Here is a 16,633-nt window from a genome sequence, read left to right on the forward strand (position 1 = left end):
AAAGTCAGGTCGAGCCGCTACGCATGTGACAGGGAAACGAGTCCCCGTAATTGAATGGGTACGGCTTGATCGGGATTCCGGGGGACATCTGTCAGGCACCGAGTGGGCCGGGGTACCTGAACATCAGTCTGCGGAAGTCTCGTAACTTATCTCAAGCACGTAATAGGTAACCCAGCGTTCCTCGATGCGGATATCCACTTCGTCGTCGAGTCTCTTGCCAAGTAGTGCCCGCGCCACTGGGGAATCCATGGAGATAAGTCCTTCTTTTACGTTGAACTCGTCGGGCCCGACGATACGGTAAGTGCTCGTGTTGCCCTCATCATCCTCGATGGTGACCCAGGCCCCGAAGTACACCCGCTCCCGGTCCTCTGGGATGCGGTCGACCACGGTGACTTCCTCCAGCCGCTTGGTGAGGAAGCGCACCCGGCTGTCAATTTCCCGCAGGCGTTTCTTGCCGTAGATATAGTCGGCATTCTCCGAGCGGTCGCCCAGCTTGGCTGCCTCGCTGACGGCACTGGTGACCCGGGGCCGCTCTTCTTCCCACAGGTACTTGACCTCGGCCCGCATCCGACGGGCACCCTCCGGAGTGATATATCGCGAACCGCGCGGGCGCGGGGGTCTCCATCTTCCCATTTATGTGCTTGCTCCTGTCAGTCGCTATGTGGCTGACTTGCGAGGTTTTCGATCTCGATGCCGGGGCCCGGCTCGGCAAGGGGAAAGCCGAAAATGCGGCTGTAGAATTCCAGCTCTGCCTCCAGCGCCATTTTTATGCTGTCGCCCGAGCGGAAGCCGTGGCCCTCGTTTGCGAAAGTGATATAGGCCACAGGTATGCCCTGCCTGCGCAGGGCAGCCACTATGGCTTCGGCCTGGTTGGGGGGCACCACCTTGTCCTCCAATCCCTGGAAGACGATCACCGGGCAGTCGAGTTCCTCCACATAATTGATGGGGGAACGTTCGCGGTAGGTTTCCTCCGCAGCAGGCCAGGGGCCCACCAGTTTGTCCAGGTAGCGCGACTCGAATTTGTGTGTATCCCGTGCGAGTGTGGTCAGGTCACCGACGCCATACAGGCTGGCACCGGCCCGGAAAGTCTTGTGGAAGGTGAGTGCCGCCAGGACCGTGTAACCGCCGGCACTGCTGCCCTTGACCAGCAACCGCTCCGGATCCGCGAGACCCCTGGAAACCATGAATTCCGCGCCTGCACACACGTCCTCTACATCGAGTACGCCCCAGCCGTTTTGCAGGCGGTCGCGATACTCGCGACCGTAGCCGGTGCTGCCGGAATAGTTCACGTCCAGCACGGCGAACCCGCGGCTGGTCCAGTACTGGATTTTAAGGTTAAGCCCCGCGGAAGTGGCTCCGGTGGGGCCCCCGTGGCTCAATACCAGTAAAGGCGGCAGCTCGCCATCGGGCGCGCAGTAATGGGGATTTTCCGGGGGATAGTAGAAAGCGAATACGTTGCGCTCGCCGACCGGGTATTCGATTTCCTGTGCGAAGGAGAAGGTCTCTGCCGGCAGGCCAGCACTGTTGCTGCGCGCTATGGTTGCCAATTTCCCCGAATGGTTGTCATAGCGCACCACGGCGGGAAACTCGCTCGGTGAGGCGGCGATGAATACGGCCTGGTGGCTTTCGCAGCGCAGGCTCTCGATATCGCAGTAAGGCTGTTCCAGTAGCGTGTGGCCACCGCTCTCCAGGTCGATGCGGGCCAGTCGCCAGCGGCCGCCTTCGGTGAAGGTGCAGAGAATCTCGTCGCTGGTCAGGAAGCCGTAGGTGGACATGCCGAACACCCACTGGGGTGTTGCGAACTCTGCAGCCCGCTCCCACAGCGGTGCACTCTGTCCGCGGCGATACAGGTTCCACCAGTTGTTGCGGTCGGAAACGAAAAACAGTTCACCTGCCGGTGACCACTGCGGCTGGAAAACCGATTCCCGCTCGCCACCGGCAACGACCTCGATGTCACCGGCCCGGCCATCGTCGTCGAGGGTGGTAATGCACAACTCGGTACCGTCCCAGGGCATGTTCGGGTGAAACCAGCGCAGGAAACAGAGTTGGTTGCCATCGGGGCTGGGCGCCGGGTTGGAATAAAAGTCGGCGCCCTCAAGCAGGACGCGCGGACGGGTGCCAGCGCTGTCGCCCGCATCATCGAGCCTGAAGGCAACAATTCGTGCCACGGGCTCTTCGCCGGCATCGCACGGCGTATAGTCCTCCTGCACACAGAGTAAGCGGTTGCGCCGGCGGTCCAGCTGCAGGTCGGCGTAGCGGTAGGGGCCTTCATTGGACAGGGGGCGCGCTTCACCACCGCTGAGAGGCATGTGATAGATGCGCTGGTCGGCAGCCTGGACAAAGTAAACCCGGTCGTTGGCGACCAGGTAGCTGGCACCACCATATTCGTGCGCTTTCGAGCGCACGCTGATGGGGGCGGGGGTGATATCGCTGTTGCCGTGCTGCGGGCAATGGCGGACCAGCACCGAGCGGCCGTTTTCGGCCGGGCGTGATTCGAGCCAGTAAAAGCAGCCGTCCACCAGGCTCGCCTCGCTGAGGCGCACGCTGCCTTGCACCAGCAGGTCTGCGGTGACACCAGATTTCCAGCTTCCGTAAGGTGCAACCTGTTTGTCCTGATTTCCATTCGCAGGAATATCAACCATCCCGCATCCCCCTGTTGGTGTTCCATCGAAAGGCTTTGTCAGCGTAACGAATGTGTCTCGCTGGCGCGCATTCTGCCGCCGTGCGGAAACGGGTACAAGTCGGCTTTGTGCGCCTGCGGGCCTGTGTTAGCCTGAGGGAACCAAGCAATTGCTTGGTTTTGTCGGTGAACACTTCCGACTCGTGCGAGTCCCGTCCCGACAAAGATAATCCAGGAGTCCTGCCCATGTCTGATGAAGTGGTGATTACCTGTGCACTGACCGGTGTGCTCACCGACCCCCGGCAGCACCCGGTGCCCGTGACGCCCGAAGAAATGGCCGCGTCCGCCCGCGAGGCATTCGATGCCGGTGCGTCGGTGATGCATGTGCATTTCCGCTGCCAGGAGCCCGGTATGGGACACCTGCCCAGCTGGGAGCCGGGGGTGGCGGTTGCCATTGCCGAGGCAATCCGGCACGCCTGTCCCGGGGTCATCATGAATTTCTCCACAGGTACTATCGGCCGTGACCAACAGGGCCCACTCGACTGCATCCGTGCCGGGCGCCCGGAAATCGCCGCCTGCAATGCAGGCAGCCTCAATTACCTCAAGGCGCGCTCCAATGGCAACTGGGCCTGGCCGCCAATGTTGTTCGAAAATACGGTTGAAAAGGTGGAGGAACTGCTGGAAGTCTGTCGCGAGACAGGCACGCGCCCGGAGTTCGAGTGTTTCGACGTGGGTATCGTGCGCTCGGTCGGGATGTTCCGGGACGTGGGATTGGTCGACAGGCCCAATTACAACCTGGTGATGGGCGTTGCCTCCGGCATGCCCGCCGACCCGGACCTGCTGGCACTGTTGCCGCGCTACATGCACGAGGGCGCGCTCTGGCAGAGTACCGTGATCGGACGGCAGGAGATCTGGCAGCTGCATCGCCGCACCGCGGAACTCGGGGGGCACCTGCGCAGCGGTGTGGAGGATACCTTTTACCTACCTGACGGCTCCCGCGCCAATGGCAACGGCCAGCTCATCGAGGCGCTGGTAAGAGTTGCCGAAGAGTGCGGGCGCAAGGTGGTATCGCCAGGCCGGGCGAGGGAAATATTTCTCTGAGCTTTTGCTCGCCCCGAGTGAGAGCCTGGAGCGACTGGCCGTGTGGTGCCAGCGGCGTCGCCGGCCGGGGAGCGCGACGCCGGCCTTTCAGATGCCCATCTGCCGGGAGGCCAGGTCACGGAGGATTTCTTCAGAACCACCTCCAATGGCATTGACCCGCACCTCGCGATAGATACGCTCGGTCCGGCTGCCGCGCATGTAGCCGGCGCCACCCATTACCTGCATCGCCTCCCGCGCGCAGAATTCCATGGTTTCGGTGGCCTGGACCTTCAGCAGGGACACGTCGGAAACCTTCAGCTGGCCCTGTTGCTCCGCGCAGGCGCACAGCTCCAGGTAGGCCTGGGTGGCATTGATGCGCTGCTGCATCCCCGCGAATTTGTGGCGGATCACCTGGTGGTCAGCCAGGCGCTTGCCGAAGGTCTTGCGTGCCTGGGCCCACTCGATCGCCTCCTGCAAGCAGACCCGGCTGTAGCCGACGCAGGAGGCCGCGATGCCCAGGCGCTCGCCGTTGAAGTTGTGCACGATCGGCAGGAACCCCCCGTTTTCCTCACCGATCAGGTTGTTCCTCGGAACCTTGACCTCATCGAAAAAAATACTGGCGGTGTCGGAACACCACCAGCCCTGTTTCCGGTCCAGCGCCTGCCGCTCGACACCGGCGGCCGCGGCGGGGATCAGTAGCAGGGATATCCCGCCGAAGCCCTCTTCCCCGGTGCGCACGGCGGTGGTGAACCAGTCGGCGCGCATGCCTCCGGTGATGAAGGTTTTCTCGCCGGTGACCACGTAGTGATCTCCGCTGGACCTGGCCCGGCACTGGATATTCGCCACGTCGGAGCCGGCACCGGGTTCGGTTACCGCCAGGGAGATATGCCTCTCGCCGCGCAGAACGGGCGGTACCACGGCCGACCTCAGAGCCTCGGAACCATAGTGAACCAATGGTGGCAGTGCGATTCCATGCACCATCAGGCTGGCGTAGAGGCCGCCGGCCCCGCAACGGGCGAGTTCCTCGGCGGCGACGAGGGTATGGAATACATCGCCCGGCACACCGCCGTAGGACTCCGGATAACCCAGCTGTAACAGCCCGACCTGTGCGGCCTTGTGCCAGAGGCCGGCTGGAAGATGGCCCTCCTCGTCCCACTGGTTGATATGGGGGGAGATCTCGCGTTCCACGAAGCGCCTCATCTGTTCGCGCCACTGGTGGTGTTCTTCGCGCAGAAACGGGCTGTACAGCCGGGTATTATCGATGTCGTACATCCTGTTTCCCCTATTCAGGTTATCGACGGGGTAGGCTGGGGCACTGGCTCGATACGCGCCAGCACCTGGCCGCCGCGCACCTGGTCACCGGGCCGGGCTGCCAGCTCGCCGACCGTTCCATCGCAATCGGCTTTCAGCGGGTGTTCCATTTTCATTGCCTCGATCACCGCCACTGTATCTCCACACTGCACCGCCTGGTCCGCCGTCACGCAGAGTTCCACCAGGGTCCCGTCCATGGGCGCACGGATAAGCCCGTCGCTGCGGGCCTGGGCTGCGCTGGCGGGGAAGTGAGAGTGGTCTTCCCACTGCGCCTGTTGGCCATCCATCAGCAGGTGCAGCCGGGCGCCGCGCAGACTGAATGTTGTCAGGCACTCGATACCATCGACGGCGAGGCGGGCGCGATCCCCGGCCATGTGCACAACCTCGATGTCGAAGTTCTCCCCACCGGATTCCACCCTGATTCCGGAGCGGCCCTGGTGTACCCGGAGACGACACTCGAAAAGCCTGCCATCTCGCTGGAGGCAAAAATAAACCGGGACGCTGTTATCGCCGTTGCGCCAGTTTGCCCGGCCGCTTCGGCAATCGGCAGGATCGAGCGCGCATCGGTACATCACTGTTGCAGCAATTGCCGCTTCCCTGTGCTGGGCGGAATCTATGTGGTCCGGATTCCCAGTGGGTTTGAGTTCCTCCTGCTCAGCCAGGAAAGCGGTGGTCGCTCCTCCTGCGGCAAACACCGGGCTGTCGATCACGCGCTGCAGGAACGCAAAGTTGTTGCGCGGCCCGATAAACTCAATGCGGGAGAGGGCATTGAGCAGCCGCATGCGTGCCTGCTCACGATCGCGACCGTGAGCAATCAGTTTGCCCAGCATGGGATCGTAAAACGGGGTTACGGCACCGCCGGTTGCTATGGCATGGTCGCAGCGGATGCCGGGAGCGGCCGGTTCCTGCCAGTGGAGTATCTCGCCGGATTGCGGCAGGAAGTGGTTGTCCGGGTCCTCGGCATAGAGTCGCACCTCGATGGCGTGGCCGGCGAGCTTCACTTCCTGCTGGCTGATTGGCAGGGGCTCGCCCCGCGCCACCGCCAGTTGCCAGGCCACGAGGTCGAGCCCGGTCACCATTTCGGTCACCGGGTGTTCCACTTGCAGGCGGGTGTTCATCTCCAGGAAATAGAAATCGCCATTTCGGTCGAGCAGGAATTCCACGGTACCGGCGCCGATATAATTACACGCGCGGGCTGCCGCCACGGCGGCTTCCCCCATACGCCGGCGGAGATCCGCTCCCACGGCAGGGGAGGGGGACTCTTCCACGATTTTCTGGTGACGGCGCTGGATAGAGCAATCCCGTTCACCCAGGTGGATGATATTCCCGTGGCAATCCGCGAACACCTGCACTTCCACGTGGCGGGCATCGACGAGCGCTTTCTCGAGAATGATTTCGTCACTGCCAAATGCGCTTTTCGACTCACTGCGTGCGCTGCGCAGCCGGGCCGGCAGCTCCTCCGCATTCTCCACCAGGCGCATGCCCCGCCCGCCGCCGCCGTCGGCGGCCTTGACCATCAGTGGAAAACCGATCGCGGCGGCAGCATGCAGCATTTCACTTTCGCCGTTGGAGTGCTGCTCAGGGAGAGCGAAGCCGGGGATACATGGCACCCCGGCCTGTTCCATCAGCGCCTTGGCACGGCGTTTGTTGGCCATGGCCTCTATGGCCTCGGGCGGTGGGCCGATAAATTCCAGCCCGCTGCGGATGCAGGCTCGTGCAAGCCCCGCGTTCTCCGACAGGAAACCATAGCCGGGATGCACTGCAGTGGCACCGCCCCGGATGGCAGCGGCGATCACCCGCTCTATATCCAGGTAGGACTCCTGTGGTGCGCGGCCACCGATCCCGATTGCCACATCGGCCGCCCGGGTATGGGGCGCGTTGCGGTCGGGGTCACTGTAAATGGCGATGGTCCGGTAACCTTCCGCTCGCGCCGTGCGCATGATGCGCATGGCAATTTCGCCACGATTGGCCACCAACAGGGTGGGGCGGCGGGGGCTGTTGTTGTGCTTCATTGCGGTTGCCACCCGGCCGGGCGTTTCTCGATAAACGCGCGGGTGCCCTCACGGCCCTCGGCGCCCTGTACGGCACGGGAAAACAGGCGTGCGGCGTGGTCCAGCAATCGCTCGCGACCAGGCCCGGCGGCAGCCGGGTCGCTGTCGAGCAGCAGGCGCTTGGTAGTCGCCAGCGCAGCGGGGGCGCAACGGCCGACCGCCGTGAGCTGTTCGGCCACGGCGGCATCCAGGGCCGCGCAATCAGTAACGGTAGAATGTACCAGCCCCAGGCGCAGGGCCTCGGCGGCATCGATGCTGGCACCGGCCAGTGCCAGCCTGCGGGCCTGTGACTGGCCGATACGGGCCACGACGAACGGCGCCACTTGTGCCGGTACCAGGCCCAGCCGCGCCTCCGGCAGGGAGAAGCGTGCATTCCTGCTGGCGATGGCAATATCAGCGGTGCATGCAAGTCCCAGTCCACCGCCCATGATTGAGCCCTCGAGCGCAACAATGGTCACCAGCGGGGATCTCTCGAAGCGCTCCAGCAGGTTGCCGAAGCGGCGGTTGAGTTTTTCGAAGGCGTCCTCCTGCCCACGCTCGACTAATTGTTGCGCATTGAGCATGTCGCTCACGTCCGCCCCGGCCGAGAAGTGGCCGCCGGTGCCCCGCAGTACCAGGGCCCGAATCGCGGGGTCATTCCCTGCTGATTCCAGTTCTTCGAGAAGGGCATCCACCATTCGCAGGCTGAGTGCGTTGCGCTGTTCGGGCCGGTTCAGGGTGAGAAAAATCGCATGCCCCTCGCGGCGGCTGAGCACTGGCGCGGTAACGGTATCCTCAGTGTTCACGCTGGGTCTCCTCTTTGCGAGACGCGTTTCCACCGTGGGGCCTGGGCGCATGTGGCCCGGGAAGTATGCCCATCAGTTTGGAGATAATGCCGAGCATCACCTCGTCGGCGCCCCCGCCGATCGCGGTGAGGCGGGAATCGCGATAGGCGCGGTTGATGGGCGTCTCCTCCATGTAACCCATGCCGCCCCAGAACTGCAGGCACTGGTCGGGAATGGAGCGGCCCAGGCGCCCGGCCTTGAGTTTCGCCATGGAGGCGAGGGTGGTGACATCCTCGCCTGCCACGTAGGACTCGATCGCCCGCCACGTCAGTGCGCGTAGGCACTCCACTTCCGTCTGCATTTCCGCGAGGCTGAAATGAACAGCCTGGTTGTCGAGCAGGGCACCGCCAAAGGCCTGGCGCTCGCGCGTATAGTCGATGGTTGAGGAAACACAGTTTTCCAGGCCGCGGATTGTCAACAGCGCACCGGCAAGCCGTTCTTCCTGGAACTGCAGCATCTGGAGCAGGAAGCCATCGCCCTCGTTGCCGATGCGATTGCGTTTCGGCACGCGCACATTGTCAAAGAATACCGGAGCGGTTTCGGAAGAGCGCATGCCCAGTTTCTTGAGCCGCTCCCCCACGCGCACTCCCGGGGCATCCGCGGGGATCACCAGCAGCGACTTGTTGCGATGTGGCTTGCCTTCGCCGGTATTGACCAGGGTACAGAAAAAATCGGCGCTCGGGGCATTGGTGATCCACATCTTGCTGCCGTTGACCAGATAATCGTCGCCGTCGCCGGTGGCAGTTGTGGCAATACCGGCTACGTCAGAGCCGGCGCCGGGCTCGGAGACTGCGATTGCCCCTACCATGCTGCCCCGAATGGCGGGGGTGAGGAATTCCTGGCGGAGCGCGTCATTGCCGAACCTGGCCAGCGCAGGTGTCGCCATGGAGGTCTGGACGGCGATGGCCAGCGGCACGCCGCCGCAGTGGGCTGCACCGAGTTCCTCGAGGAAGACCGCCTCGTAGCTGAAGTCGAGAGCAAGCCCGCCGAATTCTGCGGGCTTGTTAATGCCGAGCAGGCCCAATTCCCCGAGGCTGGCGAACAGCTCGCGGCTGGGAAAGTATCCTGCGGCCTCCCACTCGCTGACCCTGGGATTGATTTCACGCTCGACAAAGTTGCGTACAGTGCGCTGCAGCTCGCGATGCTCGTCGGTCAATACCATGGCGATGTACCCTTTTCCTTGAGTGTTTCGACCTCTCTGAGCACCCTGGCGATGCTCCTCAGAACCTGGCGACCCCAAATGAATTCGTGCGTTGTGATGCCAGTTCAGCTCCGTGACATATTTCCAGCAGCATGCCCAGCAGCCTGCGGGTATCCCGTGGGTCGATGATTCCGTCATCCCAGAGCCGTGCACTGCTGGAAAGCGCCCCGGAACCCGCCTCCATAAATGCGGCGGTATCCTGCTCCACCCGGTCGAGAGCGGCCTCGTCGATCGCGCCGGCGCGCCGCATCTTTTGCTCGGTTACGATGCGCAGCACCTTGCCCGCCTGGGCCGCACCCATCACGGCCGTGCGGGAATTGGGCCAGGCAAAGATAAAGCGCGGGTCAAAGCCGCGCCCGCACATGGCGTAATTCCCGGCCCCGTACGAACCCCCGATGACGATGCTGAGCTTGGGCACACTGGCGTTGGCCACTGCCTGGATCATCTTGGAGCCGTGCTTGATGATACCGGCGCGCTCCACCTCGGTGCCGACCATAAAGCCGGTGGTGTTATGCATGAACAGAAGCGGCGTGCCACTCTGCTCGCACAGCTGGATAAACTGGCCAGCCTTGCTGGCACCGGCCGGGGTAATGGGGCCGTTGTTGCCGATCACGCCCACAGTATGGCCCTCGATCCTGGCATGGCAACAGACTGTTTGCCGGTCGAATTCGGGCTTGAAATCCAGTAGAGCCGAGTCATCGACGATACGCGCCAGCACCTCGCGCACATCGTAAGGTTTCCTGCTGTCGGCGGGGACCAGGCCCAGCAATTGCTCTTCCGGGTAGCGGGGCTCGCACCAGTCGCGGGCCGTTTGCGGCCGGGGCTCGGAGGGAAGGGTGGCAACGATTTCCCGGGCCAGGCGAATGCCGTCTGCATCGTTCTCTGCCAGGTAGTCGCCGCTGCCGGACTGCCGGCAGTGCATCTCGGCTCCGCCGAGGGTTTCCTCGTCCGCGATCTCGCCGGTTGCGGCCCTGAGCAGCGGCGGGCCGGCCAGGTACATGCCGGTCTGCCCGCGTATCATCACCACGTAGTCCGAGAGTCCCGGCTGGTATGCGCCCCCGGCCGTGGCGCCGCCGTGCACCACGGTTACCTGGGGGATGCCGGCAGCCGACATGCGCGCCTGGTTGGCGAATCCCCTGCCGCCGGGGGCGAAGGTCTCATTGGCATACATCAGGTTGGCGCCGCCACTCTGGGCGAGTGTGACCACCGGCAAGTGGTTCTCCAGCGCTATCTGCTGCATCCGCAGGGCCTTGTCCATTCCCGCCGGGGAAATGGTGCCGCCCTTTACTGCATAATTGTCCACGCGCACCATGCAGCGCCGCCCGCTTATGCGGCCGATGCCGCAGATGGCGCCGCCGCCGGCACCGCTGCCGTCGGCGTCGTCGTACAGCCTGTAACCCGCCAGGGCGCAAAGTTCAAGAAAAGGGCTGCCGGGGTCCAGCAGCCGGTTAAGCCGCTCCCGGGGCAGTAGCCAGCCGCGTTGCCGGTAGCGATCACTCTTCTCTGCGGCCACGTCGAGCGGTCGCCGCTCTGCATCGCGGAACTGCGCGATGGCATCGAGCATGGCCGCGCGATTTTCCGCAAACTCGGCAGATCCGGTATCCACGCATGACTCGAATGGCTGCATCAGAGCTTGCCCTCGGCTTCGAGTTCGGTCACTACCGCGGGTTTCTCGCGGCGATGGAATCCGTCAAAGCGCTTGCGATTGCGGGCCGGCGTGGTTTGCCAAAGCGGTGAGTGATGCTTGAGGCTGGAGCCGCCATCTATCCTGATCGTCTGGCCGGTGAGGTAACTGGCGGCATCCGACAGCAGGAAGCATACGGCTGCGCTGATTTCGGCTTCCTCGCCGAGCCTGTAGAGGGGAATGCTGTCGCGAAATCCCGGTAGCAGTTGCCGCAGGAATTCCGGGTCATAGGTATCGAAGCCGCTGGAGAGGATGTAGCCGGGAGCGACCGCGTTTACGCGCACGCCGCTGGCAGCCCACTCTACCGCGGCCGTTTCCGTGAGGTTGTCCATGCCCGCGCGGGCGGCCCCGGAGTGTCCCATCAGTGGCATACCACCTGCATTGTCTGCGGTGATATTGACAATGGCGCCGCCGCTGTCTTTCATGCACTGCTTGTAGACCTCGCGCGCCATGAGAAACCCCCCGAGCAGGTTGCTTCTCACCACTGCCTCAAATCCCCTGGCGGAAATCTGTTCCAGGGCAGAGGGGAACTGCCCACCGGCGTTGTTCACCAGCCCGTGGATAGCGGTGTGGTCACGCAGGATCCCGGACACGGTTTCCGTCACGTGTTCCTCGTCGCGGATGTCGAGGCTGTGCCAGCTTCCGGTCCCGCCGTCTTCCTCTATCTCGGCCAGTACACGCTGCAGTTTTCCCCCCGTACGGCCGACCAGCACCACATGAGCCCCGAGGCTGGCCAGTTCGTGGGCGATGCAGCGGCCGATACCGCTGCCGCCGCCGGTGACGATGTGAACCTGCCCGGCGAAACTGCCCGGGCGCAGCTGGCTCTGGTAGGGCATGGCGGACTCCTTGTGCCGTATCCGTTGTCGCTATTTTTATTGTCGGGGCTTGCAGGTTTACTTGCCGGCAAGCATCATTCCCCAACGCTACCAAGCAAGCGCTTGGTTATCAACTGTTTCACGTTGGGGGAATCATTGGCGGAAGAAAGCAGCATTACAGGGGTAAGGTCCGTGCCTGCGCCGGGCGGGTCACCAGGGCTCATGGATTCACTGGTGGCGTGCGGGGAACTCACGGATCCTTCGTCGCCGCGCGGGCGCCTGCTGAATGCCGCAGCGCATTTGTTCGTGGAAAAGGGATTCGCCCGCACCACGGTACGTGACATAGCGGGGGAAGTCGGGATTCTTTCTGGCAGCATCTTCCACCACTTCCGCAGCAAGGAAGAGATCCTGTGCCAGGTGATGCGGGAGGTCACACTCTTCGCGCGCGCGCGGATGGCCCAGGCGGCAGCTCAGGCGAGTTCGCCCACGTCAAAGTTACGTGCGTGCATCCTCTGTGAACTCGAGGCGATCCACGGCCGCGCGGTGCCCGGCTTCACTATCCTGGTATCGGAATGGCGGAGCCTCAGTGGGAAGAACCAGGCTGTTGTGCTGGCGTTGCGCGAGGAATATGAGCAGTTGTGGCGCGAGGTGCTCGAGGAGGCGGAGAGTGTGGCTGACCCGGCCCTGGCCCGGCGTTTGCTCCAGGGCGCGCTCTCCCATACTTACCACTGGTTCCGGCAGAAAGACGGGGGGCTTTCCCTGGGGGAACTGGCCGACGAATTGGTAGTACTGTTTTCGCGGCCGAAGCCAGCTTGAGTGCTCATCGCACCACCGGGTGAGATGTGGTTATCACTATGAGTGTGCGGCACCCCTTCTTTTGGCGCAGGGCGTGCCAGTGGGGCGAGGGCGGTGAGAACCAGTCCCCACACTGGTGCAGGATAATAAATTAGGCTTTGGCGGCTAGCACCCAGCCCACCGGGAAATACCAATAACTACCTGCACCGGAGCCATCGATGTCAGCCCAGTTGTTCCAAGTTGTATCTGCCGGAAAGACCCTGCGGGACAAGCCGCCGGCTGAAGTACTGGAAGCCGCGGCCAAGGCATTCTCCATTCCGGTGCCCAGGGCGCGGCCTCTGTTGGTGAAAGGTTGGGTGATCAAGGATGGGCTTTCCTCCCAGCAAGTGGTGGAATACCGCTCCCGTCTCCAGCGAATCGGCCTGCGTGTCGAGGTTTTCCCTGCTGGTAAATACAACAACAAGGCGCTGTTGGCCCGGATGGAGTACGCCAGGAAACGGCGCGCCGGTGGGGCGCTAAATGCCCCCGCTGCAACCGGCCAGGCTGAAGACACCGCTCGCGCAGGCATACAAAAAAAACCGGTCCCGGCGGCTTCTCCAGCTGCAGTTACGGCCGCCAGCGCCAGGCCCATTAAGGGAGCGGCCAGCTCCCCCCCGTCCTCCAGGGCACGGCAGCAACTCGAGGCCCTGTTCGCCGGAGGCGATAATCGGGTCCCCGACCCGCTTTCGGCTCGTACCGGCCTGTTGCTCGGGCTGCCTGGTGTGGCGCTTGTACCGGCGTTTTTCGTCCTGTTACTGGCCCTGTGTGTGTATAGTGCCGGCAGCGCAGCCTGGCGCTTCGGTGAGGCGATACTGGTGGCACAAGCCGGGCCAGGGGCGGTAGTCGGCCTGGTCGCATCCCTGACGCTCAGCGGGCTGGTAGCAGCTTTGCTGGTATGGCCATTCTTTAGTGCACGGCGGCTGGCGGCCGACGCCCAGCCGGTAACGCGCGCGTTGTCACGCGCCGAGGGGCAGGGTCTCTACCTGCTGCTGGACGTACTCGCTGACAAACTGGCATTGCCCCGGGTATCGGGCATCCGTATCGCCGCCGGCAGTACAGTGCGGGTGGACTCCGAAGGGCTGGCCGAGAGCCTCCAGCAGTCTCCCGTCCTGGTGCTTGGCCTGGGCGCCGCCTATTCACTATCGGGAAACGAGTTGCTTGCACTGGTGGCGCGACAGCTGGGAACCCACCGCGGGCGAATCCGGGCACTGGCAGCCTGGCTGGCGCTGGAGACTCCACGCCGACTGCAGTGGCTCCAGTGGGCGCTGGAGAACGACCGCACCGTGCTCTCCCACGGCAGCTCCCGGAGCGTGCAGAGGGGAGGGGCGCCCGCAGCCCTGAAGCCATTACATAAACTTCTCGCCCTGTGCGGTCGCGGTGTGATCCCGATCCTGGACCGGCTTGAGGCCCTGCACCAGGTAGTGGGCGGGCCGGTGGCACGACTGCTGGTGCGGGAGGCAGATCGCTGTGCCGCCCAGGTAATTGGCAGCGATGCCTTCGCGCCTTTCGCGGAAAAGTGGCAGCAGCTGGTCCACGCGGACCTGCTGGTGTCGGAGGTCAATCGCGAGGCGGCGATCGCCGGGCAGCGCCTGGAAAACTATCCCCGCGCCATCGTGTGGACCATGCGCAACCTTGACCGGGAGACTGTCTCCAACCTCGAACTGGCGATGGCGCAGCCCTCCGATTACTGGGACAGCACGTCCCCGGCGGATAATGACCGGGTCGCCTTGGTCGAAGATCTCGGGCTGGCGCCTGCCGTGGGCAATGAGTTCTCTGTTCACAAGTTGGTTGAAGACCTGCACGGCCTGGCCGCAGAGGCGAGCGCATCGGTCTCGGCAGAGGATACCCGTCCCGTCGATAACCAGCAGTTGCTGTGCGTCACTGAGGATGCTGAGCGGGCACTTCAGGTAATGGGGGAGTACTTCAACCGCATACCGCCACGCCGCTTCCTCCCTGCAGATGTACCGGGAGACCAGACCCTGGCAGCGATGGGATTACAGGAGTGTGTAGACTGGCTGCGGAACAAACTTGTCGAGCTGCGCGAACTCACGCGAAACCTCGATGAGCTGTCCTCACGGGCCACCATGGTTGAGCTGGGCGCGGAGCTAATGCGCCAGGCGGTAAAAGTCCCGCCGGGTGATTTTCGCCTGGAGGTGGCGGATGCGGCAGCGGCGGATGCCACGCTGCGTGACCTCCGCGCACGGCGGGATGCCGCCCTGCGACAGTACCACCAGATCCAGGGGGTATTTGTACTGCGCATGAAGCGGGCCATCGGGTCGATGGGCAGCGATGACCGTACCTGGGCGCAGGCTGCGCTCGGCGAGACGCAGGCATTCGACTCTCTTGCCCCTCATGTGGACAAGCTGGACGAGTTCGCCATGATACTCGGGTATGCAATGGACCGGCTGTCGCTCGAGCCGGCCCAGCGAGAGGTGCTGCAAAAGTTTTACGATCTCGCCCAGCGTGCCCTCGATGCGGTCAGCCAGCAGGTTCAGGGCAATGAGGTTCTGGTGAATATCGGTCTGGAGAGTGCTCTCCAGGCCCGTTTGGCGGGGAGTATGGCAAACCGCCAAGTGGAGCCCCTACCGCGTGAGCGACAGGCCCTGGTCGACAGGCTGCAGGAAATGGAACTGTGCTGCAAGACGGCCAGCGCCACTGTCAGCGACCAATATCGCAAGCACCTCGCCCGGCTGCTGCAGCAGTGCCTGGAAACTGAGAAGTCCCTTGGGGTTAAGCCTCTGCGGCTGGTGGGCGAGTTGTCCTAGGCTGCCAGTCGGCCGCCACACGATGCCGGCGCTCAGCCTCCGGCCAGTTTTACCCGGTAATCCCTTGCCTCGAGCAGGGCCTTGATCTCTGCCCGCTTGTCGCCCTGGATCTCGATGACCCCATCTTTCAGGGCACCCCCACAGCCACAGCGCTTTTTAAGTTCGGCCAGTAAAAGTTTCAACTCGGTGTCAGTACCGGGTACCCCGCGCACGCAGGTCACACCCTTCCCCTTGCGGCCCTTGGTCTCGCGCTGGATGCGGACGATGCCGTCCCCCTCGTGGCGCTCTTGTGGCTGCGACTCTTCTTTTATCCTGCCCCTGTCAGTGGAGTACACGAGGCGGCTGTTTTTCCCCATGGCTTGCTCTGTTCGGTCTCTGTCCGGTTGGTGGCGGCAAGGTTACAGGCAAAATTTGCCCGATGCCATTCGGGGATGACCCTGTGGCGGCGAAGCTGTTGTGGCGCTATAGTCATGTCTCGTTGTGGAGGGGATATGGCATTAACCGGAAAGAGAAAGTGGCTCAACGAAGTCATCTTTGGCACCGATACCCCGGCGGGGAAGGGCTTTGATGTTGTCCTGATCTGGGCCATCCTGATCAGTGTCGCACTGGTGCTGCTGGTATCGGTCGAGAGTATTGCCGGCCAGTATGGTGAGTTGCTGTTTGCCCTCGAATGGTTTTTTACCGCGCTCTTTACCATAGAGTACGCGGCGCGCATCTACTGCGCGGTAGACCGGCGCAGCTACATCTTCAGTTTTTACGGCATTGTTGACCTGCTGGCGATCCTGCCCAGTTACCTTGCCCTGATGGTTACCGGGGCGGGCTACCTACTGGTAATCCGCTTGTTGCGGGTCTTGCGTATTTTCCGCGTCCTCAAGCTCGTGCGTTACCTGCAGGATGCCAACCTGTTGTTGCGCTCGCTCTGGCAGGCGCGCCGCAAGATCCTGGTCTTCTATGCCGGCGTGCTGGTGATCTGCATTATTTTCGGCGCCCTGATGTTCGTCGTGGAGGGGCCGATTCACGGCTTTACCAGCATTCCCAAGAGTGTGTATTGGACGATCGTCACCCTGACTACGGTGGGGTTTGGTGATATCACCCCACAGACCACGCTGGGGCAGACCATCGCGTCCATGACCATGCTCATTGGCTACTCCATCATCGCAGTGCCTACGGGGATTGTGACAGCGGAACTGGCACAGGAACTCGGACGCGAAAAGCTGCTCATCCGCTGCGACAATTGCAGCCGGGCCGGGCACGATCGCGACGCGGAATACTGCAAGCACTGCGGCTACAAACTCGAGGATGTGCAGCGGGAGGCAGAGAAGCTCGAGGAAAAGAAAGCCGAGGAAAAGAAAGCGGAGAAAAAAAAGGCCGAGGAAAAGGTGCGCAAGCCAGAACCCGGGGAGGCGAGGTCCGACGGGTTACCGCACTCCGGTGCGGAGGAGGAGAGC

12 protein-coding genes and 1 pseudogene are annotated in these 16,633 nt (G+C 63.1%); 4 read left to right on the top strand and 9 right to left on the bottom strand.

Going from position 1 to position 16,633, the window contains the following annotated elements; all coding sequences use genetic code 11:
- Positions 1 to 123 precede the first annotated feature (123 nt).
- Positions 124 to 633 (bottom strand): transcription elongation factor GreB, encoded by a 510-nt coding sequence (greB, locus tag BLT26_RS07640; RefSeq protein WP_091511484.1) that lies wholly within the window; start codon positions 631 to 633, stop codon positions 124 to 126.
- A gap of 17 nt (positions 634 to 650) precedes the next feature.
- Positions 651 to 2,642 carry a S9 family peptidase gene (locus BLT26_RS07645; RefSeq protein WP_091511488.1) on the bottom strand — a complete coding sequence of 664 codons (1,992 nt, stop codon included), beginning with the start codon at positions 2,640 to 2,642 and terminating at the stop codon, positions 651 to 653.
- A 224-nt stretch (positions 2,643 to 2,866) separates the two neighbouring features.
- On the opposite strand from BLT26_RS07645, the gene BLT26_RS07650 reads away from it, so the two are divergent.
- The gene (locus tag BLT26_RS07650; protein WP_091511492.1) at positions 2,867 to 3,721 is read left to right on the top strand and encodes a beta-keto acid cleavage family enzyme; all 855 of its coding nucleotides are present in this window, start codon (positions 2,867 to 2,869) and stop codon (positions 3,719 to 3,721) included.
- 87 nt (positions 3,722 to 3,808) lie between these two features.
- Here the strand turns inward: BLT26_RS07650 and BLT26_RS07655 are convergent, their stop codons facing one another.
- From BLT26_RS07655 to BLT26_RS07680, 6 genes are read right to left on the bottom strand one after another with little or no spacing between them, the layout of a single operon-like run.
- The gene (locus BLT26_RS07655) at positions 3,809 to 4,972 is read right to left on the bottom strand and encodes an acyl-CoA dehydrogenase family protein (protein ID WP_091511496.1); all 1,164 of its coding nucleotides are present in this window, start codon (positions 4,970 to 4,972) and stop codon (positions 3,809 to 3,811) included.
- 14 nt (positions 4,973 to 4,986) lie between these two features.
- Complete coding sequence (locus tag BLT26_RS07660; protein WP_091511499.1) at positions 4,987 to 7,023, bottom strand: acetyl/propionyl/methylcrotonyl-CoA carboxylase subunit alpha; 2,037 nt, start codon at positions 7,021 to 7,023, stop codon at positions 4,987 to 4,989.
- Positions 7,020 to 7,847: an enoyl-CoA hydratase/isomerase family protein gene (locus BLT26_RS07665; RefSeq protein WP_245720643.1), complete on the bottom strand. Its 828-nt coding sequence runs from the start codon at positions 7,845 to 7,847 to the stop codon at positions 7,020 to 7,022. The genes BLT26_RS07660 and BLT26_RS07665 overlap by 4 nt, the downstream gene beginning before the upstream one ends.
- Positions 7,837 to 9,048, bottom strand: a complete 1,212-nt coding sequence (locus BLT26_RS07670) for an acyl-CoA dehydrogenase family protein (RefSeq protein ID WP_091511505.1) — start codon at positions 9,046 to 9,048, stop codon at positions 7,837 to 7,839. Before BLT26_RS07670 ends, BLT26_RS07665 begins: the two co-directional genes overlap by 11 nt.
- Before the next feature lie 58 nt (positions 9,049 to 9,106).
- Positions 9,107 to 10,714 carry an acyl-CoA carboxylase subunit beta gene (locus tag BLT26_RS07675; RefSeq protein WP_091511509.1) on the bottom strand — a complete coding sequence of 536 codons (1,608 nt, stop codon included), beginning with the start codon at positions 10,712 to 10,714 and terminating at the stop codon, positions 9,107 to 9,109.
- Positions 10,714 to 11,607, bottom strand: coding sequence for an SDR family oxidoreductase (locus tag BLT26_RS07680; protein ID WP_091511513.1), 894 nt, complete (start codon positions 11,605 to 11,607; stop codon positions 10,714 to 10,716). Before BLT26_RS07680 ends, BLT26_RS07675 begins: the two co-directional genes overlap by 1 nt.
- A 201-nt stretch (positions 11,608 to 11,808) precedes the next feature.
- Here BLT26_RS07680 and BLT26_RS07685 point away from each other — a divergent pair, with 201 nt between their 5' ends.
- Positions 11,809 to 12,402, top strand: coding sequence for a TetR/AcrR family transcriptional regulator (locus tag BLT26_RS07685; RefSeq protein WP_091511516.1), 594 nt, complete (start codon positions 11,809 to 11,811; stop codon positions 12,400 to 12,402).
- 197 nt (positions 12,403 to 12,599) lie between these two features.
- The gene (locus BLT26_RS07690) at positions 12,600 to 15,185 is read left to right on the top strand and encodes a hypothetical protein (RefSeq protein ID WP_091511520.1); all 2,586 of its coding nucleotides are present in this window, start codon (positions 12,600 to 12,602) and stop codon (positions 15,183 to 15,185) included.
- Positions 15,186 to 15,217: 32 nt separating this feature from the next.
- Here BLT26_RS07690 and yciH read toward each other — a convergent pair whose 3' ends face one another.
- Complete coding sequence (yciH, locus tag BLT26_RS07695) at positions 15,218 to 15,541, bottom strand: stress response translation initiation inhibitor YciH (RefSeq protein ID WP_091511523.1); 324 nt, start codon at positions 15,539 to 15,541, stop codon at positions 15,218 to 15,220.
- 135 nt (positions 15,542 to 15,676) lie between these two features.
- On the opposite strand from yciH, the pseudogene BLT26_RS07700 reads away from it, so the two are divergent.
- Positions 15,677 to 16,486 (top strand): annotated as a pseudogene (locus BLT26_RS07700) (ion transporter); the annotation flags it as partial.
- Positions 16,487 to 16,633 lie beyond the last annotated feature (147 nt).

The sequence above is a fragment of the Microbulbifer yueqingensis genome (genome assembly GCF_900100355.1).
Taxonomy (GTDB): Bacteria; Pseudomonadota; Gammaproteobacteria; order Pseudomonadales; family Cellvibrionaceae; genus Microbulbifer; species Microbulbifer yueqingensis.

What these genes read in the sequence shown, in the direction of transcription:
- BLT26_RS07670 (WP_091511505.1), bottom strand. Translation starts at nt 9,048, where the DNA reads ATGGTATTGACCGACGAGCATCGCGAGCTGCAGCGCACTGTACGCAAC.
- yciH (WP_091511523.1), bottom strand. Translation starts at nt 15,541, where the DNA reads ATGGGGAAAAACAGCCGCCTCGTGTACTCCACTGACAGGGGCAGGATA.
- BLT26_RS07690 (WP_091511520.1), top strand. Translation starts at nt 12,600, where the DNA reads ATGTCAGCCCAGTTGTTCCAAGTTGTATCTGCCGGAAAGACCCTGCGG.
- greB (WP_091511484.1), bottom strand. Translation starts at nt 633, where the DNA reads ATGGGAAGATGGAGACCCCCGCGCCCGCGCGGTTCGCGATATATCACT.
- BLT26_RS07680 (WP_091511513.1), bottom strand. Translation starts at nt 11,607, where the DNA reads ATGCCCTACCAGAGCCAGCTGCGCCCGGGCAGTTTCGCCGGGCAGGTT.
- BLT26_RS07660 (WP_091511499.1), bottom strand. Translation starts at nt 7,023, where the DNA reads ATGAAGCACAACAACAGCCCCCGCCGCCCCACCCTGTTGGTGGCCAAT.
- BLT26_RS07650 (WP_091511492.1), top strand. Translation starts at nt 2,867, where the DNA reads ATGTCTGATGAAGTGGTGATTACCTGTGCACTGACCGGTGTGCTCACC.
- BLT26_RS07685 (WP_091511516.1), top strand. Translation starts at nt 11,809, where the DNA reads ATGGATTCACTGGTGGCGTGCGGGGAACTCACGGATCCTTCGTCGCCG.
- BLT26_RS07645 (WP_091511488.1), bottom strand. Translation starts at nt 2,642, where the DNA reads ATGGTTGATATTCCTGCGAATGGAAATCAGGACAAACAGGTTGCACCT.
- BLT26_RS07655 (WP_091511496.1), bottom strand. Translation starts at nt 4,972, where the DNA reads ATGTACGACATCGATAATACCCGGCTGTACAGCCCGTTTCTGCGCGAA.
- BLT26_RS07675 (WP_091511509.1), bottom strand. Translation starts at nt 10,714, where the DNA reads ATGCAGCCATTCGAGTCATGCGTGGATACCGGATCTGCCGAGTTTGCG.